The 17,231-nt window shown below is 69.5% G+C and carries 17 protein-coding genes; 8 read left to right on the top strand and 9 right to left on the bottom strand.

Features of this window, described 5'->3' with window-relative positions; all coding sequences use genetic code 11:
* Window positions 1–80: 80 nt before the first annotated feature.
* Window positions 81–1,751 carry a thiamine pyrophosphate-binding protein gene (locus ACWPN5_RS09145; protein WP_492295249.1) on the bottom strand — a complete coding sequence of 557 codons (1,671 nt, stop codon included), beginning with the start codon at window positions 1,749–1,751 and terminating at the stop codon, window positions 81–83.
* 109 nt (window positions 1,752–1,860) lie between these two features.
* Here ACWPN5_RS09145 and gcvA point away from each other — a divergent pair, with 109 nt between their 5' ends.
* Together gcvA and ACWPN5_RS09135 are read left to right on the top strand one after the other, a co-directional pair.
* The gene (gene gcvA / locus ACWPN5_RS09140; protein WP_492295248.1) at window positions 1,861–2,769 is read left to right on the top strand and encodes a transcriptional regulator GcvA; all 909 of its coding nucleotides are present in this window, start codon (window positions 1,861–1,863) and stop codon (window positions 2,767–2,769) included.
* A gap of 165 nt (window positions 2,770–2,934) precedes the next feature.
* On the top strand, window positions 2,935–3,582 hold the full coding sequence (locus ACWPN5_RS09135; protein WP_145689359.1) for a DUF47 domain-containing protein: 648 nt from the start codon (window positions 2,935–2,937) through the stop codon (window positions 3,580–3,582).
* A 67-nt stretch (window positions 3,583–3,649) separates the two neighbouring features.
* Here the strand turns inward: ACWPN5_RS09135 and ACWPN5_RS09130 are convergent, their stop codons facing one another.
* Window positions 3,650–4,414: an SDR family NAD(P)-dependent oxidoreductase gene (locus ACWPN5_RS09130; protein ID WP_492295247.1), complete on the bottom strand. Its 765-nt coding sequence runs from the start codon at window positions 4,412–4,414 to the stop codon at window positions 3,650–3,652.
* A gap of 103 nt (window positions 4,415–4,517) precedes the next feature.
* On the opposite strand from ACWPN5_RS09130, the gene ACWPN5_RS09125 reads away from it, so the two are divergent.
* On the top strand, window positions 4,518–5,450 hold the full coding sequence (locus ACWPN5_RS09125) for a LysR family transcriptional regulator (RefSeq protein WP_492295246.1): 933 nt from the start codon (window positions 4,518–4,520) through the stop codon (window positions 5,448–5,450).
* An 86-nt stretch (window positions 5,451–5,536) separates the two neighbouring features.
* Window positions 5,537–6,778, top strand: a complete 1,242-nt coding sequence (locus ACWPN5_RS09120; protein ID WP_492295245.1) for a S41 family peptidase — start codon at window positions 5,537–5,539, stop codon at window positions 6,776–6,778.
* Window positions 6,779–6,782: 4 nt separating this feature from the next.
* Here the strand turns inward: ACWPN5_RS09120 and ACWPN5_RS09115 are convergent, their stop codons facing one another.
* From ACWPN5_RS09115 to ACWPN5_RS09100, 4 genes are all read right to left on the bottom strand, one after another.
* A complete protein-coding gene (locus ACWPN5_RS09115) occupies window positions 6,783–6,956 on the bottom strand; it encodes a DUF1328 domain-containing protein (protein ID WP_014199667.1) in 174 nt (57 codons plus the stop codon).
* 146 nt (window positions 6,957–7,102) lie between these two features.
* Window positions 7,103–7,429: a hypothetical protein gene (locus ACWPN5_RS09110; protein ID WP_492295244.1), complete on the bottom strand. Its 327-nt coding sequence runs from the start codon at window positions 7,427–7,429 to the stop codon at window positions 7,103–7,105.
* Window positions 7,430–7,528: 99 nt separating this feature from the next.
* A complete protein-coding gene (locus tag ACWPN5_RS09105) occupies window positions 7,529–7,954 on the bottom strand; it encodes a PAS domain-containing protein (RefSeq protein ID WP_492295243.1) in 426 nt (141 codons plus the stop codon).
* A 28-nt stretch (window positions 7,955–7,982) separates the two neighbouring features.
* Window positions 7,983–8,909: a PDR/VanB family oxidoreductase gene (locus ACWPN5_RS09100; RefSeq protein WP_492295242.1), complete on the bottom strand. Its 927-nt coding sequence runs from the start codon at window positions 8,907–8,909 to the stop codon at window positions 7,983–7,985.
* Window positions 8,910–9,199: 290 nt separating this feature from the next.
* Between ACWPN5_RS09100 and ACWPN5_RS09095 the strand changes: the two genes are divergently transcribed.
* Entirely contained in the window at window positions 9,200–10,954 is a 1,755-nt protein-coding gene (locus ACWPN5_RS09095) for a thiamine pyrophosphate-dependent enzyme (protein ID WP_492295241.1), read from the top strand.
* A gap of 30 nt (window positions 10,955–10,984) precedes the next feature.
* On the opposite strand, the gene ACWPN5_RS09090 is transcribed toward ACWPN5_RS09095, so the two are convergent.
* Window positions 10,985–12,124: a saccharopine dehydrogenase family protein gene (locus ACWPN5_RS09090; RefSeq protein ID WP_492295240.1), complete on the bottom strand. Its 1,140-nt coding sequence runs from the start codon at window positions 12,122–12,124 to the stop codon at window positions 10,985–10,987.
* 146 nt (window positions 12,125–12,270) lie between these two features.
* Between ACWPN5_RS09090 and ACWPN5_RS09085 the strand changes: the two genes are divergently transcribed.
* Together ACWPN5_RS09085 and ACWPN5_RS09080 are read left to right on the top strand one after the other, a co-directional pair.
* Window positions 12,271–12,699 (top strand): Lrp/AsnC family transcriptional regulator, encoded by a 429-nt coding sequence (locus ACWPN5_RS09085; protein ID WP_145689350.1) that lies wholly within the window; start codon window positions 12,271–12,273, stop codon window positions 12,697–12,699.
* Between the two features lie 169 nt (window positions 12,700–12,868).
* A complete protein-coding gene (locus ACWPN5_RS09080; protein WP_492295239.1) occupies window positions 12,869–13,252 on the top strand; it encodes a bleomycin resistance protein in 384 nt (127 codons plus the stop codon).
* Between the two features lie 119 nt (window positions 13,253–13,371).
* Here the strand turns inward: ACWPN5_RS09080 and ACWPN5_RS09075 are convergent, their stop codons facing one another.
* Together ACWPN5_RS09075 and ACWPN5_RS09070 are read right to left on the bottom strand one after the other, a co-directional pair.
* Window positions 13,372–15,573, bottom strand: a complete 2,202-nt coding sequence (locus tag ACWPN5_RS09075) for a xanthine dehydrogenase family protein molybdopterin-binding subunit (protein WP_492295238.1) — start codon at window positions 15,571–15,573, stop codon at window positions 13,372–13,374.
* A gap of 3 nt (window positions 15,574–15,576) precedes the next feature.
* Window positions 15,577–16,035: a (2Fe-2S)-binding protein gene (locus ACWPN5_RS09070; RefSeq protein WP_014199673.1), complete on the bottom strand. Its 459-nt coding sequence runs from the start codon at window positions 16,033–16,035 to the stop codon at window positions 15,577–15,579.
* A gap of 277 nt (window positions 16,036–16,312) precedes the next feature.
* On the opposite strand from ACWPN5_RS09070, the gene ACWPN5_RS09065 reads away from it, so the two are divergent.
* The gene (locus tag ACWPN5_RS09065) at window positions 16,313–17,206 is read left to right on the top strand and encodes a LysR family transcriptional regulator (RefSeq protein WP_137142698.1); all 894 of its coding nucleotides are present in this window, start codon (window positions 16,313–16,315) and stop codon (window positions 17,204–17,206) included.
* The last annotated feature ends 25 nt before the right edge of the window (window positions 17,207–17,231 follow it).

Here is a 17,231-nt window from a genome sequence, read left to right as displayed (position 1 = left end):
GTGGCGCATGGCGGGAGGTCCGGCAAAAGCGCAACCCCCTCACCCTAACCCTCTCCCCAGGGGGGAGAGGGGACTTGGGGTTAGCGCTGGCGCCCGGCGGCGCGGATGTCGGACAGGCTGCGGTTCGGCGTCAGGGCCTCGGGGTCGAGCCTGACGTGCAGGATGGCCGGCCGGCCGGCGGCGCGGGCGCGCTCGAAGGCCGGGGCGAACTCCTCCGTCCGCTCCACCGTCTCGCCATGGCCGCCATAGGCGCGGGCGAGGGCCGCGAAGTCCGGGTTGGTCAGGGCGGTGCCGGACACGCGGCCCGGATAATCGCGCTCCTGGTGCATGCGGATGGTGCCGTACATGCCGTTGTCGATGACCAGCACGATGAGGTTGGCGCCCTCCTGCACGGCGGTGCCGAACTCCAGCCCGGTCATCTGGAAGCAGCCGTCGCCGGCGAAGCAGACGACGTCCCGCTCCGGGTGGAGCAGCTTGGCCGCGACGGCGGCGGGCAGGCCGTAGCCCATCGAGCCGCAGACCGGTGCGGCCTGGGTGGCGAAGCGGCGGAAGCGCCAGAAGCGGTGGATCCAGGTGGCGTAGTTGCCGGCGCCGTTGGTCAGGATGGCGTCGTCGGGCAGGGTGTCGCGCAGCCAGGACATGACGGCGCCCATCTGGACATCGCCGGGGATGGTGGCCGGCGGCTCGCTCCAGGCGGTGTAGGCGGCGTGCGCCGCCTCGGCCCGACCGGCCCAGGCGGGGGAGGCCGGCGCCTCCAGCCCGGCCACGGCGTCGAGGAAGCCCCCCGGCGTGGCGTTGATGGCAAGGTCGGGGTTGTAGACGCGGCCCAGCTCCTCCGCCCCCGGATGGACGTGGATCAGCGTCTTGCCGGTCTCCGGGATGCCGAGCAGCCCGTAGCTCTGCGACGGCACCTCCGAGAAGCGGCCGCTGAGCAGCAGGATCACGTCGGCGTCCTTCACCAGGGCGACCAGCTTCGGGTTGATGCCCAGCCCGATGTCGCCCGCGTAGTTCGGGTGCGTGTGGTCGAACAGCATCTGGCGGCGGAAGGTGACGGCCACCGGCAGCGCGAAGGTTTCGGCGAAGACGTGCAGCGAGGCCACCGCGTCCTCGGTCCAGCGGGAGCCGCCGGCAATGACCAGCGGGCGCTTGGCCCCGGCGAGCAGCCGCCCGACCTCGGCGACCTGGGCGGGGGTGGGGGCGCTGTCCACCGGCTGGGTCGGGCGGGCGGCGGCGACGTCCGCCGTCTCCACCAGCATGTCCTCCGGCAGCACCAGCACGACCGGGCCGGGGCGGCCGGCGAGCGCCGTGTGGAAGGCGCGGCTGACCATCTCCGGCACGCGGTCGGCGCTGTCGATCTCGGCGACCCATTTGGCCATGCCGCCGAACATGAGCGTGTAGTCGACCTCCTGGAAGGCGTCGCGCCCGCGCATGCCGCGCTCGATCTGGCCGATGAACAGGATCATCGGGGTGGAGTCCTGCTGCGCCACATGGACGCCCGGCGCGGCGTTGGTGGCGCCGGGGCCGCGGGTGACGAAGCAGATGCCCGGCCGGCCGGTCAGCTTGCCCTCGGCCTCCGCCATCATGGCCGCACCGCTCTCGTGGCGGGCGTTGATCGTGCGGATCGGGGAATCGTGCAGCGCGTCCAGCACGGCGAGGTAGCTTTCGCCCGGCACGCAGAACACGCGCTCGACGCCCTGCGCCTCCAGCGCCTCGACGATCAACTGGCCTCCGGTCTTGCCATTGGTCTGCATGGCGCGCTCGTTCCTCGGCTGGGCGTTCAAATCCTCCTCAATCTGGCGGCAGGCCCCGCCCCGCGCAACCGACTTTCTTTCCCCAGGTCATGAGCTATAGTCATGACCCATGGGTCTGCAACGCCGCCTTCTCCCCTCCATGAGCGCGCTCTCCGCCTTCGAGGCGGCGGCGCGCACCGGCAGCTTCACCGCCGCGGCGCAGGAGCTGGCGCTGACCCAGGGCGCCGTCAGCCGCCAGATCAAGGCGCTGGAGGATCAGCTCGGCGTTCCGCTGTTCGTGCGCCGCGACCAGCGCGTGACCCTGACCCCGGCCGGCGAATCCTACGCGGCGGAGGTGCGGGAGGCGCTGCACCGGGTGGGGGCGGCGACGCTGCGGGTCATGACCGCGCCGCAGGGCGGCGTGCTGAAGCTGGCCGTCCTGCCGACCTTCGGCACGCGCTGGCTGGTGCCGCGCCTGCCCGCCTTCCAGGCGGCGCATCCGCAGGTCATCATCCATTTCATGACGAAGATGGAGCCCTTCGACTTCCGGTCGGAGGATCTGGACGCCGCCATCCATTTCGGCGCCGCCGACTGGCCCGGCGCCGTCTGCGAGCGGCTGATGGAGGAGGAGGTCCTGCCGCTCTGCGCCCCCTCCTTCCTGGCCGCCCACCCGATCCGTGCGGCGGCGGACCTCGTGGCGCTGCCGCTGCTGCACACCACCAGTCGCCCGGAGGCGTGGCGGGACTGGTTCGCCGCCCAGGGCATCGAGCGGCACGAGGGCGCCGGCATGTTCTTCGAGCAGTTCTCCACCACCGCCCAGGCGGCGATCACCGGGCTGGGCGTGGCGCTGCTGCCGACCCTGCTGGTGCAGGCGGAATTGCGGGACGGGGCGCTGGTCCCGGCGCTCGACCGGCCCTACCGGAACCCGGACCGCGCCTATCACCTCGTCCACCCGCCGTCACGGGCGCGTCACCCGCCGCTGGTGGCGTTCCGGGAATGGCTGCTTGGGCAGTCCGTGAGCAACACCCGAAGCGCTTGAGAAGACAGCGAAAATCCACTCGTCCGCGAGCGGGGCGGGGGAATGGGCCGGGGCGGGGCGTCCTCGTCAGGGCAGACAGGCCCTCTCCGTATGACGTTTTTGCTGCAAATTCATGACGCCCGGCGTTAAGAGGAAACGGCAGAACCGACCGAGAGAACCGTTTCCATGCTGCTGCTGCGCGCCATCCGCTCCATGATGCCCAAGGAAGAGCGGGTCATTGAGCAATTCATCGAGCAGGCCCGGCACATCGTTGACGCCGCCGCCGCCCTGGAAGCCGTCATGCAGGCCGGTCCGGAGGAGCGCGCCGACCGCACCGCCACGCTGAAGCGGATCGAGAAGGACGCCGACCGCGTCGCCAAGGACGCCGGGCGTGGGCTGCACCGCGCCTTCATCACCCCCTTCGACCGGTCGGAGATCCAGGCGCTCATCAACGCGCTCGACGACTGCATCGACCTGATGGACGAGGTGCCGGGCCTCGCCGCGCTCTACGGCATCGAGACCTTCGACGACCGGATGATGCGCATGGCGGCGATCGGCCGCAAACAGGCGGCCCTGCTGTCCGAGGTCATGCCGCTCTTGACCAAGATCTCCGTCCACGCCGACCGCATCCTGCACATCTGCGGCCAGATCTCCGACCTGGAGGACGAAGCCGACGAGATCCTGCGCGACGCCATGAAGTCGCTGATCGCCGAGCGCCCGGAGATGATCGACTTCCTGGGCCGCCGCGAGGTCTACGAACTGCTGGAGGCCGTCACCGACCGCTGCGACGACGTGGGCGACCTCATCGAAGGCATCACCCTGGATCAGGCGTAAGGGCGGTTCTCGTTCACGGACGGGGAGCGACACCGCTCCCCGCTCACATACCGGCTCAGATCTCGACTCAAACCTGGGCCATGCCGCCATCGGCGAACAGTTCCACGCCGTTGACGAAGCTGCTGTCGTCGGACGCCAGGAAGACGGCGGCCTTGGCGATTTCGTCGGGATCGCCGACGCGGCCCAGCGGCACCTGCGCCGCCAGATAATCCACCAAGCCCTGCTGCTGCGCCGCGTCCGGACCGGCCAGCTCGACCAGACCCGGCGTGCGGATCGGGCCGGGGCTGAGCGTGTTGACGCGGATGCCGCGCTCCTTCAGATCGAGGATCCAGCTGCGGGCGAAGTTGCGCACCGCCGCCTTGCTGGCGCTGTAGACGCTGAAGGCCGCCGTGCCCATGCTGCCGGCGGTGGACCCGGCGAGGATCACCGACGCGCCCCGGCCGAGCAGGGGCAGCGCCTTCTGCACGGTGAACAGCACGCCCTTCACATTGCGGTTGAAGGTGTCCTCGTACTGCTCCTCGGTGATGGCGCCCAGCGGCAGCATGCCGCCACCGCCGGCGTTGGCGTACAGCACGTCGAGACGGCCCGCCTCGCTTTGGATCTGCGCATAGAGCCGGTCGAGATCGGCCAGATTGGAGGAGTCGGCCTGCACCCCCGTCGCCGTTCCGCCGGCGGCGCGGATCGCCGCGACCGCGGCCTCCAGTTCGGACGGGCGGCGGCCGGTGAGATAGATGGTCGCACCTTCGGCGGCGAAGCGCTTGGCCGCGGCGAGGCCGATGCCGCTGGTGGCGCCGGTGACGAGGGCGATCTTGCCGTCGAGCTTGCGTGACATCGGAAGTCTCCTTGGGACTGGAGTGTTCGCTGGAGACAAAGCTATCGACGGCGGACACACATCGAAATAGAAACGACTGAAAATCATCGTTGCAGGATTGGCGATGTCGAAGCTGCCGGATTTCGAAGGGCTGGCGATGTTCGCCAAGGTGGTGGAGGAGCGTTCCTTCGCCGGTGCGGCCCGCGCCATGGGCGTGTCGGTCGCCACGGTGTCGCGCGCGGTCGGCCGGCTGGAGGAACGGTTGGGCGGGCGGCTGTTCAACCGCAGCTCCCGCCGGCTGGCCTTGACCGATTTCGGCTATTCCCTGGCCGAGCGCGCGATGCGCCTCTATGACGAGGCGGAGGCGGCCGAGAACGCGGCGCGCGAGCTGTCCAGCCGCCCGCGCGGCCTGATCCGTCTGGCGGTGCCGATGTCGTTCGGGTTGCGCTGGGTGGCGCCCCTGCTGCCGGACTTCTTCCGTCTCTATCCGGAGATTTCCATCGACCTGCATCTGAGCGACGCGACCGTCGATCTGGTGGGGGAGGGCTTCGACGCCGCGCTGCGGATCGCCGTGCTGCCGGACAGCTCGCTGATCGCCCGGCGGCTGTGCGCCATCGCTCCCGTCGTCCTTGCCGCCCCCGGCTACATCGCCCGCCATGGCCTGCCCCGGCATCCCCGTGATCTGAAGAACCACCATTGCCTGGGCTACGCCTACCGGCGGCGCCAGGACATCTGGCATTTCACCAACGGCGCCGGCGAGGAGGAGAGCGTGACGCCGTCCGGTCCGCTGCGCGTCACCAACGCCGACGCCCTGGTGCCGATGCTGCTGGAGGGGCTGGCGATCGCCGAACTGCCGGAGTTCATGGCCGCGGAGCATCTGGCGCGCGGGCGGCTGACCGCCATCCTGACCGACTGGTCGCTGCCGAAAGGCGGGCTCTACTTCGTCACCCCGTCGGCCCGCACGCGCCCGGCGAAGGTCGGGGCGCTGGCCGACTTCCTGGTCGAGCGCCTGTCCGAGCCGGGGTGGCGGCGGTCCATCGACGCGGGCAAGGCCTAACACGTTCCGGTTATGGTTAACGGTACATAAACCAATTCACGGCTAATTTCGAAGCATCGCCGCTCCGATCCCGAGAGATTGCCGCCGTGAAGCTGCGCCTCGTCACCGCCGCCGCCCTTTGCGCCTTCCTCGCGATCCCGGGGGCCATGACCACCGGACGGACCGCGCAGGCCGCGGGCGACCCCGCCCCCTACGGCCACAGCACGGAGGCGGAGGAGGTCGACCGCTTCGTCCGGGCGCTGCGGACCATCCGCGGCCAGTATGTCGAGCCGCTGACCGACCACGAGCTGGTGGACATCGCCATCAAGGCCATGGCCGGGCGGGACCGCTACTCCGCCTATCTCGACGACGGCGAATACCGGCAATTGCAGGCGTCGAACGACGGCGCCTTCGCCGGGCTGGGCATCCGCTACGAGGCCCACGGCACCCGCGTCCGCATCGCCGAGACGGTGCCCGACTCCCCCGCCGAGGCCGCCGGGCTGCGCTCCGGCGACCTGATCCTGGCGGTGGACCAGCAGCCGGTGGGCGGGGCGGAACTGGCGACCGTCAAACAGATGCTGAGTGGGCCGGAGGGGGCGGCGGTGTCGCTGACCGTCCTGCGCGCCGGGACGCCGGACCCCTTCGAGGTCAGCGTGGTCCGCGCCAAGCTGCGCGTCCCCTCGGTCCGGCTGGGCGCCGTCGGGACGGTGGGCTACATCCGCATCGCCCGTTTCGACCGCCAGACCGCAACCGGGGTCAGCACGGCCATCCGCTCGCTGCGCGAGCGCATCGGGCCGGACATCGGCGGTTTCATCATCGATGTGCGCGACAATCCCGGCGGGCTGGTGCAGGCAAGCGTCCGCGTCGCCGACGCTTTCCTCGACAAGGGAACGATCCTGACCGCCCGCGGCCCCGGTCACGGGGCGGACAAGACCTACACCGCCACCCCCGGCGACGAGACGGACGGCCTGCCGCTGGTGGTGCTGGTCAACGGGCGCTCCGCCTCCGCCGCCGAGATCCTGACCGGGGCGCTGAAGGACCACCGGCGCGCGACGGTGATCGGCACGACGACCTTCGGCAAGGGGATCATCCAGAGCGTCATCCCCTTCGACAGCGGGGCGCTGAAGCTGACCACGGCGCGCTATTACACACCGTCGGGCCAGTCCATCCACCAGATCGGCATCCAGCCCGACGAGACCATCGCCGAGCCGGCCGCCGCGGAGGACGGGTCGTCCGTCCCGGCATCCGGGGGGATTCCCAACGCGGCCAACGATCAGGTCTTCGCCCGCGCGCTGTCCATTCTTCGTCCCCCGTCCACTCTTCATCCCCAGTCAGCGGGGCTCCGCTGACGGATCAGAAGATCACCTCGCCGGCCAGCAGGGCGAGGACCAGGAAGACCAGGAAGATGATCAGCGCGATTCCGAAGAGGATCTTCGCGACTCCCGCGGTGGCCGACGACACGTTGGTGAAGCCGAGCGCACCGGCGACCAGAGACACCACGAAAAAGATCAACGCCCATTTCAGCATGGACCGCTCCTGCGTTTCCCGAAACCCGCCGGTCCGTCCGGCAGGGTAGGAACCTCGCGAACCGCCGCGGGTTCCCGCGGCGGCCGGTCCGCCCCTCCCTATTCGTCAGGGTCCGGAATTCCGCAGGATGGCCGTTCCGTTGCGGATTACCACCCGGTGCCGGAGCGGTTCGGCAGCGATTGGCGCGTCATGCCCTGGTCCATGCCGGACTCGTTGGGCGACCGCGTGCGGCTTTGCGGCTCGCTCACGCCCGACCCGCCGTAAGAACCACCGTTATAGGGACCGGGGCTGGAGCTGGTGGCGTTCGGGTTGACGTTGGGCTCGTCCACGCCCTGGCTGCCGGACGTGCCGCCGCCCGTCAGGCCGCTGCCGGAGCCGCCGCTGTTCATCCCGCTGCTGTTCGTGCCGCCGTCCATGCCCGAACAGGCGGCCAGAAGCATCGCGGCCGACGCCGCGATCATCAGATTGCGCATGACGCACTCCCTACGCTGATGTCTTGAAGGTCCAGCCCTTCTCAACGGACCCGGTCCGGGAGGGTTCCGGTTTCGAAAGCCCGGACACCCGTGGGCGACTCAGCGTCCGGCGGCTTGGCGGCGGAGGGCCTTCAGTTCGTCGAACCGCGCGGTGACGTCGCGCATGATCGCCGCCATCCCCAGCATCGCGCCGTCCGCGTCCTTCAGCGGCACGATGGTGAACTCCACCGAGATGCGGGTTCCGTCCTTGCGCGTCGCCGGCACTGACAGAAGATCGCCGCTGCCGTAACGGCTCTCGCCCGTCTTCATCACCTGATCGTAGCCGTCCCAATGGCGCTGGCGCTGGCGGTCGGGAATGATGATGTCCAGCGACTGGCCGAGCGCCTCGTCGGCGGTAAAGCCGAACACGCGCTCGGCCCCCGCGTTCCAGAAACGGATGATGCCCGCGCGGTCGGAATAGGCGATGGCCTCGGCCGGGCTGTTCAGCAGCGCCAGCCCCAACTGTTGCAGATCGTTCTCGGTCATAGGTTCCCCCCTCGTTTCTGTGTTGCGGTCAAATGTCCAGAACCAGGCGTGCGCTGCGTGCGCGCGACACGCAGATCATCATCGTCTTTCCGGCGGCGCGTTCGGCGTCGGACAGGACGCTGTCGCGATGGTCGGGCTGCCCCTCCAGCACCGCCGTCTCGCAGGTGCCGCAGATGCCCTGCTCACACGACGAGGCGACCGCGACGCCGGCGGCGTCGAGCGCGTCCAGCACGCTGACCCCCTCCTTCACCGCGACGGTCACGCCGGAGCGGGCGCAGACGACCTCGAAGCGATCGTCCGGGGCCGAGTCACGCCCGGCATCCGCGCGCGGCGTGAACCACTCGAAGCGCACGTCCTGCGACGGCCGCGCCGCGTCCGCGACCGCGTCCATCAGGCGCTGCGGGCCGCAGCAGTAGACGAGGGTGTTGTCGGGCGTCGCCGCGAGCAGATCGGCCACGGCCAGCCGTCGGCCTTCGTCCGCGGCGTGGAGCACCACGTCGCCGTTGCCCAGTTCGCGAAGCTCTGTGAGGAACGGCGCCTCGGCCGCGCTGCGCACGCAGTAATGCAGGACCCAGTCGGCGTCCCGGTGCGACGCCGCGCGGATCATCGGCAGCAGGGGCGTGATGCCGATGCCCCCGGCGATGAACAAATAGCGCGGGGCGGCGTCGAAGCGGAAATTGTTGTGCGGCGGAGCGACGGTGACGGCGGTGCCGAGCCGCAATTCCCCATGGATGAAGCGCGATCCCCGCCCGCCCGGCTGATTGAGCACGGCGATCCAGTAGGCTGAGCGGTCCGCCGGGTCGCCGCACAGCGAGTAGGAGCGCACCGCCCCGTCCGGCAGATGCACGTCGATGTGCGCGCCCGGCTCGTAGGGCGGCAGGTCTTCGCCGTCCGGGTCGCGAAGCTCCACCAGCAGCACCTGCGGTGTGACGCGCGCCATATGATGGACGCGCATCGACCGCGTCGTTGCCGGCGACCGCTGCGCATTCTCCCTTTGACCGCTTGTCGTCATTCTTTCGCCCGTCCGGGTGGTTGCTCCATCCTGCACCCCGGCCTGCCTTCGGACGCCCGGACTGATCGGGGTATCGCTGGCATGCCAGATACATTACGGCCACTCTAAAACCTCAACTTAACTTGAGGTCAAGGGCTAAGAACGTCCCGCGGTTCGGGGAACCGTCCCGGCTCCGCTCGGTTGCCGATGGATCGAGCGACTTCATCACGACCGTTTGCGACGGAGACTCCCTCATGGCGAGCACGGCTTCCGACATCCTGGTGGATGTTCTGGTGGATTGGGGTGTGGACACGATCTTCGGCATGCCCGGCGACGGCATCAACGGTATCGTCGAGGCGCTGCGCCGCCGCCAGGACGAGATCCGCTTCATCCAGGTCCGCCACGAGGAGGCGGCGGCCTTCGCCGCCTGCGGCTACGCCAAGTTCACCGGGCGGCTGGGCGTGTGCATCGCCACCTCCGGCCCCGGCGGGCTGCATCTGCTGAACGGTCTCTACGACGCCAAGCTCGACCATCAGCCGGTGCTGGCGATCACCGGGCTGCAATACCACGACCTCGTCGGCACCTACACCCAGCAGGACGTGGAGCTGGACAAGGTGTTCCAGGACGTCGCGCTCTACAACCAGCGCATCATGGGGGCGGCGCACGTCCGCAACATCGCCAACCTCGCCTGCCGCACCGCGCTCGCCCACCGCGGCGTGTCGCACATCACCATCCCCGTCGATTTGCAGGAGCAGGGCATCGGCGCCGACATGCGGGCGCCGCGCAACGTGAAGGGCCACAACACCGCCCTGTTCGCCCCCCAGCTTCCCGTCCCGTCGGAGGCGCAGACCCGCCGCGCCGTGGAGATCCTCGACGCCGGCAAGCGTGTCGTGATCCTGGCCGGCCAGGGCGCGCTGCGGGCGACCGACCAGCTCGAGCGGCTGGCCGACAAGCTCGGGGCGGTGATCGTCAAGGCGCTGCTGGGCAAGGCTGCGGTGCCGGACGACAGCCCCTTCACGACGGGGCAGGTCGGGCTGCTCGGCACCGCCCCCTCGCAGGAGGCGCTCGAGACCTGCGACACGCTGCTGATCGCCGGCTCGACCTTCCCCTACATCGAGTATTACCCGAAGCCGGGGCAGGCCCGCGCCATCCAGATCGACATCGACGCGGCGCGCATCGGCCTGCGCTATCCGGTGGAGGCCGGGCTGGTCGGCGACTGCGGGCTGGCGCTGGACATCCTGACCGAGCGGGTGCGGCGGCACGAGGACCGCTCCTTCCTGAAGACGGCGCAGGCGGGCAAGGCGGAGTGGATGAAATTGATGGAGGAGCGCGGCACCCGCCCCGACCTGCCGATGAAGCCGCAGGTCGTCGCGTGGGAGCTGGGCAAGCGCCTGTCCGACACGGCCATCGTCGCCTGCGACAGCGGCACCATCGCCACCTGGTGGGCGCGGCAGATTCCGGCGCGGCGCGGCCAGATGCACTCCCTGTCCGGCAATCTCGCCACCATGGCGCCGGGTGTCCCCTACGCCATCGCGGCGCAGCTCGCCCACCCCGAACGGCAGGTGATCGCCTATGTCGGGGACGGCGGCTTTTCCATGCTGATGGCCGACTTCGCCACGGCGGTGAAGTACAAGCTGCCGATCAAGGTCATCATCAACAACAACAACTCGCTCGGCCAGATCAAGTGGGAGCAGATCGCCATGCTCGGCAATCCCGAGTATGTCTGCGACCTCCAGCCCATCGACTTCGCCAAGGTGGCCGAGGCCTGCGGCGGCCGGGGTTTCACCGTCACCGACCCGAAGGATTGCGGCGCCATGCTGGACGCCGCACTCGCCCATCCCGGACCGGTGGTGGTGGATTGCCTCGTCGACACCAACGAGCCGCCGATGCCGCCGAAGGTCCAGGCCAAGCAGGCTCTGCACTTCACCGAGGCGCTGGCCCGCGGCACCCCCGACGCCCTGAAGATCGCCGCCACCGTCTTCAAGGGCCGCGCCCGCGAGGTGATCTGAGGAAAGACCCGGTTGGAACGGGGCGCCCGCTCAGGCGGCGCGCCCCGCCCCCGGCTGGACGCCCTGCTGCGATCCCTGCTGGGGCGCCGCGTCGGTCATCGCGTAGTTGCGCCCGAAGCGGTTGGCGATGAAGTCGGCGTAGCGCACCTCCTCCTGCTTCACGAAGCCCCGCTGCGGCAGCGTGCCGTCGGCCAGCAGGTCGAGCACGGCGCACATGCCCGACGCGGTGGTGATCTGGATGCCGTTGTAGAAGGTGCCGCCGATCTCCCGCCCGTAGATCTTGTTGGCGTAGGTTTCCTGGAGCAGCCGCCCCCGCTTCGTCCCGGTCACCGTCACGAAGATCAGCACGACGTCCTGGAGGGTTGCCGGGATCGAATGCTCCAGGATGTCCTTCAGCAGCTCCCGCCGGCTGCCCAGCCGCAGGTCGTGCAGCAGCGCCTTCATCAGGTCGCGGTGCCCCGGATAGCGGACGGAGCGGTAGTTGAGCGTCCGCACCTTGCCCGCCAGCGTCTCGCACAGCGTGCCCAGCCCGCCCGAGGTGTTGAACGCCTCGTACAGCACGCCGTCGAGGGAGAACTCCTCGCGCTCCTCCAGCGGCGGGACGGAGACGAGGCGGCCTTCGACGATGGCCTCGCAGGGCTCCAGATACTCGTTTATGACGCCCTCGGTGCTCCAGGTCAGGTTGTAGTTCAGGGCGTTGGATGGGTATTTGGGCAGCGCGCCGACGCGCATCCGCACCGTGTCCAGCGTGTCGAAGCGCGAGGCCACGTCGTTGGCGACGATGGAGATGAAGCCCGGCGCCAGCCCGCATTGCGGGATGAAGGCCGAACGCGCGCCGTCCGCCAGCTCCTTGACGCGCCGCGTGCTCGCCACGTCCTCCGTCAGGTCGAGGTAGTGGGTGCCGGCGTCCCGCGCCGCCTCCGCCACGCCGACGGTCAGGTGGTAGGGCAGAGCGCTCAGCACCGCGAACTTGCCGCGCATCGCCTCGGCGAGGCCGGCGGGGTCGGCGGCGTCGACCACGCGTGTCTCCATCCGCGGGTGGGCGGGCAGCCGCTCCAGCGCGTCCACCGAACGGTCGGCGACGGTCACCCGGTAATCGCCCGTGGCCTTCAGGAAGTCGCCGATGGTCTCGCCGATCTTGCCGCCGCCCATCAGAAGAATGTCGCGCATCGTCCCGTACCCCCTGCTGTCTGGTTTGCCGCTTTCTGGTTCGCGGCGTTATGACGCAATCTTGACCGGACGGCCTGTCGATATGCAGGCTGCAGGGTGCCGAAACGCCCGACTATGCTCGGCGGATTGACGGAAAGGCCGGCGATATGATGGACGAGCTGGATCAGCGGCTTCTCGACGCGCTTCAGGACAACGCACGGGAGCCCACCGCCGCGCTGGCCCGCCGCCTGCGCGTGTCGCGCAGCACGGTGCAGAGCCGCATCCAGCGGCTGGAGGAGCGCGGGGTGATCGCCGGCTACACGGTGCGGCTGTCGGACGAGACGGCGCGCCGGATGATCCGCGCCCACGTCTCCCTCAACCTGTCGCCCAAGCTGACCGCCGCCGTGGTCCAGGCGCTGAAGCGGATTCCGGAGGTGCGGGCGCTCCACGCCATCAGCGGCGCGCACGACCTGATCGCCGTGGTGCGGACCGGAACGATGGAGGAGATGGACGCGCTGATCGACCGCATCGGCGCCATCGACGGCATTGAGCGGACGACCTCGTCGATCATCATGGCGACGAAGTTCGAGCGGTGAGAAAAGGGCTGTTCGCCTTTCGTGTTTGGAAAGCAAAAAGGGTGCGAACACACCGCACGGCGCGTTCGTCCGTTTCCAAGCCCCGTCGAGGTCGGCCCCCTCAGGCTTGTGCTTCGCCGCGCCTCTCCTGCATCGTGCGTTGCGGTTGGAGACAAGGGATGAGAGCACGATGGCTGTTCAGTTCGAACGGGTAACACCGATTTTGCCGGTCCGCGACGTGCGCGCAGCGCTCGCCCATTACCGGCGTCTTGGCTTCGAGGCGTCCGCCTACAATGATTCGGATGAGGACCCCATTTACGGCTTTCTTGCCTGGGGCGACGTGAGCCTTCACGTGGCGCGGGTTCCCGACCTGGAACCGGCACGCTCAACGGCGGCCTGCTATCTCTACGTCAACGACGCCGACGCGTTGTATGCGGCGTGGCAAGCCGCCGAAGTCGATGGTCGTCTGACCGCCCTTGCCGACACGCCCTATGGCCTGCGCGAGTTTGCCCACATCGATCCGGACGGCAATCTGCTGCGGATCGGCGCGCCCATGACTCCGAACCCCACATAAGGTTGCAGCCGGGGCTCTGCTTCGCGGAGGGTCGGATCAACCGCGGCATGCGAACAGCCGAAAAAAGAAAGCCCCTCTCCCTGGATGGGAAGAGGGGCTTCTTTCCGGGGTGACGGCGCTTACACCATGCCCGAGCGGGTGAAGGGCAGGTGGTGCAGGCGCTTGCCGGTGGCGGCGAAGACCGCGTTGGCGACCGCCGGGGCGGCGGTCGGCACGCCGGGCTCGCCGACGCCGGTCGGACGGGCGGCGGAGGGGAGGATGTGCACCTCGACCGGCGGCATCTCCGAATTGCGGAGCGGCTGGTAGGTGTCGAAGTTGCTCTGGTCCACCAGCCCGCCGGTCAGCGTGATCTCGTCGCGCAGCGCGTGGCCGATGGCCCAGCCGGTGCCGCCGGAGATCTGCGCCTCGACGATGTTGGGATTCACGACCTGCCCGCAATCCACCGCGCAGACCACGCGGTCGATGGTGATGCGGCCCTTGTCGTCCACCGAGACCTCGGCGACGTGGGCGACGAAGCTGCTGAAGCTCTCATGCACGGCGATGCCGCGGCCCTTGCCCTTGGGCAGGGGTTGGCCCCAGCCGGCCTTCTCGGCCGCCAGCTTCAGCACGCCCTGGAGGCGCGGGTGGTCCTTCAGCATCTCCAGCCGGAAGGCCACCGGGTCCTTGCCCGCCGCCGCCGCCAGTTCGTCGATCATCACCTCCTTGGCGTAGGCGGTGTGGGTGTGGCCGACCGAGCGCCACCACAGGGTGGTTACCGGGGATTTCGGCGACTGCAGATCGACGTACAGGTTCGGCACGGCGTAGGCCATGTCCGAGGAGCCTTCGACCGAGGTCGCGTCCACGCCGTTCTTGACCATGACGGCTTCGAACGGCGTGCCCTCCATGAAGCTCTGCCCGACGATCTTCTGCCGCCACGCCACCAGCGTGCCGGAGGCGTCGAGGCCGGCCTTCACCTTGTGCAGGAACAGCGGGCGGTAGCGGCCGCCGTGGATGTCGTCCTCGCGTGTCCACACCAGATGGACCGGCGCCTTGCCATAGGCCTTGGCGATGGACACCGCCTCGGCGATGTAGTCGGCGTCGGTCGTGGCGCGGCGGCCGAAGCTGCCGCCCGCCCAGACGGTGTTGATGACCACCTGCTCCGGCTTGCAGCCCAGCATGGCGGCAACGACCTTCTGCTCGACCCCCTGGAACTGCGAGCCGGCCCAGATGGTGCAGCCGCCGTCGGGAGTCAGCTCGACGGTCGCGTTCAGCGGCTCCATCGGGGCGTGGGCGAGGTACGGGAAGACGAACTCCGCCTCCACCACCTTGGCGGCGCCGGCCAGCGCCTTCGCGGCGTCGCCGGTGTCGGTGGCCACGTTGCCCGGCTGGTCGGCCAGCTTGCGGTAGTCGGCGATCATCTCGTCGGTGCCGCGCATCTCCGCCTTGGCGTCGTCCCACTCCACCGTCAGCGCCTCACGGCCCTTCATGGCGGCCCAGGTGTTCTTGGCGACGACCGCGACGCCCCTCGGCACGGTCAGCACCTCCAGCACGCCCGGCACCTGCTTGGCCGCGGCGGCGTCCACCGACTTCACCGTGCCGCCGAAGCGGGGGGAGCGGGCCATCACCGCCGTCACCTGGCCGGGGCGGCGGATGTCCATGGCGAAGATCGCCGTGCCGTCGGTCTTGGACACATGGTCCAGCCGGTGCAGCGACGGGTTGCCGATCAGCGTGTAGTCCTTGGCGTCCTTCAGCGCGACGTTCTGCGGGACGGGCAGCTTCGCCGCGTCCTCCGCCAGTTCGCCGAAGCGGGCGCTGCGGTTCGAGGCGGCGTGGCGGACGACGCCCTTCTCCACCGTGACGGAGGAGGCCGGAACCGACCAGCGCGCCGCGGCGGTGGCGACCAGCATGGCGCGGGCGGCGGCGCCGGCCATGCGCAGCTCGTCCCAGCTGTTGGCGACGGCGGTGGAGCCGCCGGTGCCCTGGATGCCGAAGAAGTGGTTGGCGTAGAGCGCGCCGTCCGCCGGGGCGAAGGCGCCGCGCATCTGCGCCCAGTCGGCGTCAAGCTCCTCCGCGACGATGGTGGTCAGGCCGGTCATGATGCCCTGGCCCTTGTCCAGATGCTTGACCAGCACGGTGACCGTGTCGTCGGCGGCGATGCGGATGAAGGCCTGCGGGCGCGGGTCCGCCGGGCCGACCACCTTGGGGGCGGCGGCCTCGCTGGCGAAGCCGGTCCGGGGGAGCATGGCGCCGAGAACCAGGGCGCCGCCGGCCCCCTTGAGGAAGCCGCGGCGCGAGGGCGCGGCGACATCGGCCGCCGCCTGCTTGATGAGCTGGTTCAGCATGGCTCAGGCCCCCATCGCCTTGGCGGCGTCCTTGATGGCCGCGCGGATGCGCGGGTAGGTGGCACAGCGGCAGACGTTGCCGTCCATGGCCGCGTCGATGTCGTCGTCCGTGGGGTTGCGGTTGTCGGTCAGCAGGGCCACGGCGCTCATGATCTGGCCGGACTGGCAGTAGCCGCACTGCACCACGTCCAGCTTCTGCCACGCGGCCTGGACGGCCTGCGCGACCGTGCCGGACACGCCCTCGATCGTGGTGATCTTGGTGCCGGCGGCGGATTCCGCCGGGGTCTGGCAGGCGCGGATCGGCGTGCCGTCCATATGGACGGTGCAGGCGCCGCACTGGGCGATGCCGCAGCCGAACTTGGTGCCGGTCAGGTTCAATTCGTCCCGCAGGACCCACAGAAGCGGCATGTCGCCGGGCACGTCGACGTCCCGGTCCTGCCCGTTGATGTTCAAACGAATCATCGGATGATCCCTGTCTCTCGACTCTGCCTGTCGGGTATTATGATGCGGGCCTTCGGCGGGCAATTCCTGCGTGAATCCCAGCTTCGAAAAGACCGTGTGCAGTGTGGTCCCATTCGGCGGGCGTGGCAAACATCCCAGTATGGGAGTTGGTCTTCCGCGGAAGCGCCGGCCCTATCCGTTCGTTCGGCCCGCAAACGTGACCACGATCATCCTAACCGCTTCGCTGCGAGCCGAATAGCCGGTACAATCCGCTTGAGCTTATGAATTTGGTGCATGAATGAACCGGAACGACCTCAGCGATCTGGCGGCCTTCGCCGTCGTGGCGGAGGAGGGGAGCTTCACGCGGGCGGCGGCCCGGCTGGGCATGTCCCAATCCGCGCTCAGCCACGCCATGAAGGCGCTGGAGGATCGGCTGGGCCTGCGCCTGCTGGCCCGCACCACCCGCAGCGTGTCCACGACGGAGGCCGGGCAGCGGCTGCTGCGCACGCTGCGGCCGGCGCTGGACGACATCGCCGCCGGGCTGGCCGCGGTGGGGGAACTGCGCGAGAAGCCCGCCGGCACGCTGCGCATCACCACCGGCAAGCACGCCGCCGTCCGGGTGCTGTGGCCCGTGCTGTCGCGCTTCCTCGCCGACTATCCGGAGGTGCAGGTGGAGCTGTCCATCGACAGCAGCCTGACCGACATCGTGGCCAGCCGCTTCGACGCCGGGGTCCGGCTGGGCGAGCAACTCGAAAAGGACATGATCGCGGTGCGCATCGGGCCGGACATCCGGGCGGCCATCGTTGGGGCGCCTTCCTACTTCGCGCAGCATCCGGTGCCCTGCGCCCCGCAGGATCTGGCCGGGCACGACTGTATCAACTACCGCTTCACCACGTCCGGCGCCGTCTATGTCTGGGAGTTCGAGGAGGACGGCCACCCGGTGAACGTCCGGGTGTCGGGATCGCTGGTCTCCAACGACATGGACGTCATCATGGCCGCCGTCCTCGACGGGCGGGGGCTGGCCTACATCTTCGAGGACGAGGTGGCGGAGCACATCGCCGCCGGGCGGCTGGTCCGCGTGCTGGACGACTGGTGCACCCCGTTTCCCGGCTATTACCTCTACTACCCCAGCCGCCGGCAGATCCCACCGGCCCTGGCCGCCCTGGTCGACGCGCTGCGCTACCGACTGTAGCAACCGTGCAACTTACACATGCCGA

The organism is Azospirillum sp. UENF 211521 (assembly GCF_058780535.1).
The sequence above is the reverse complement of the archived record's forward strand: the minus strand, read 5'-3'. Positions and strand labels throughout refer to the sequence as shown.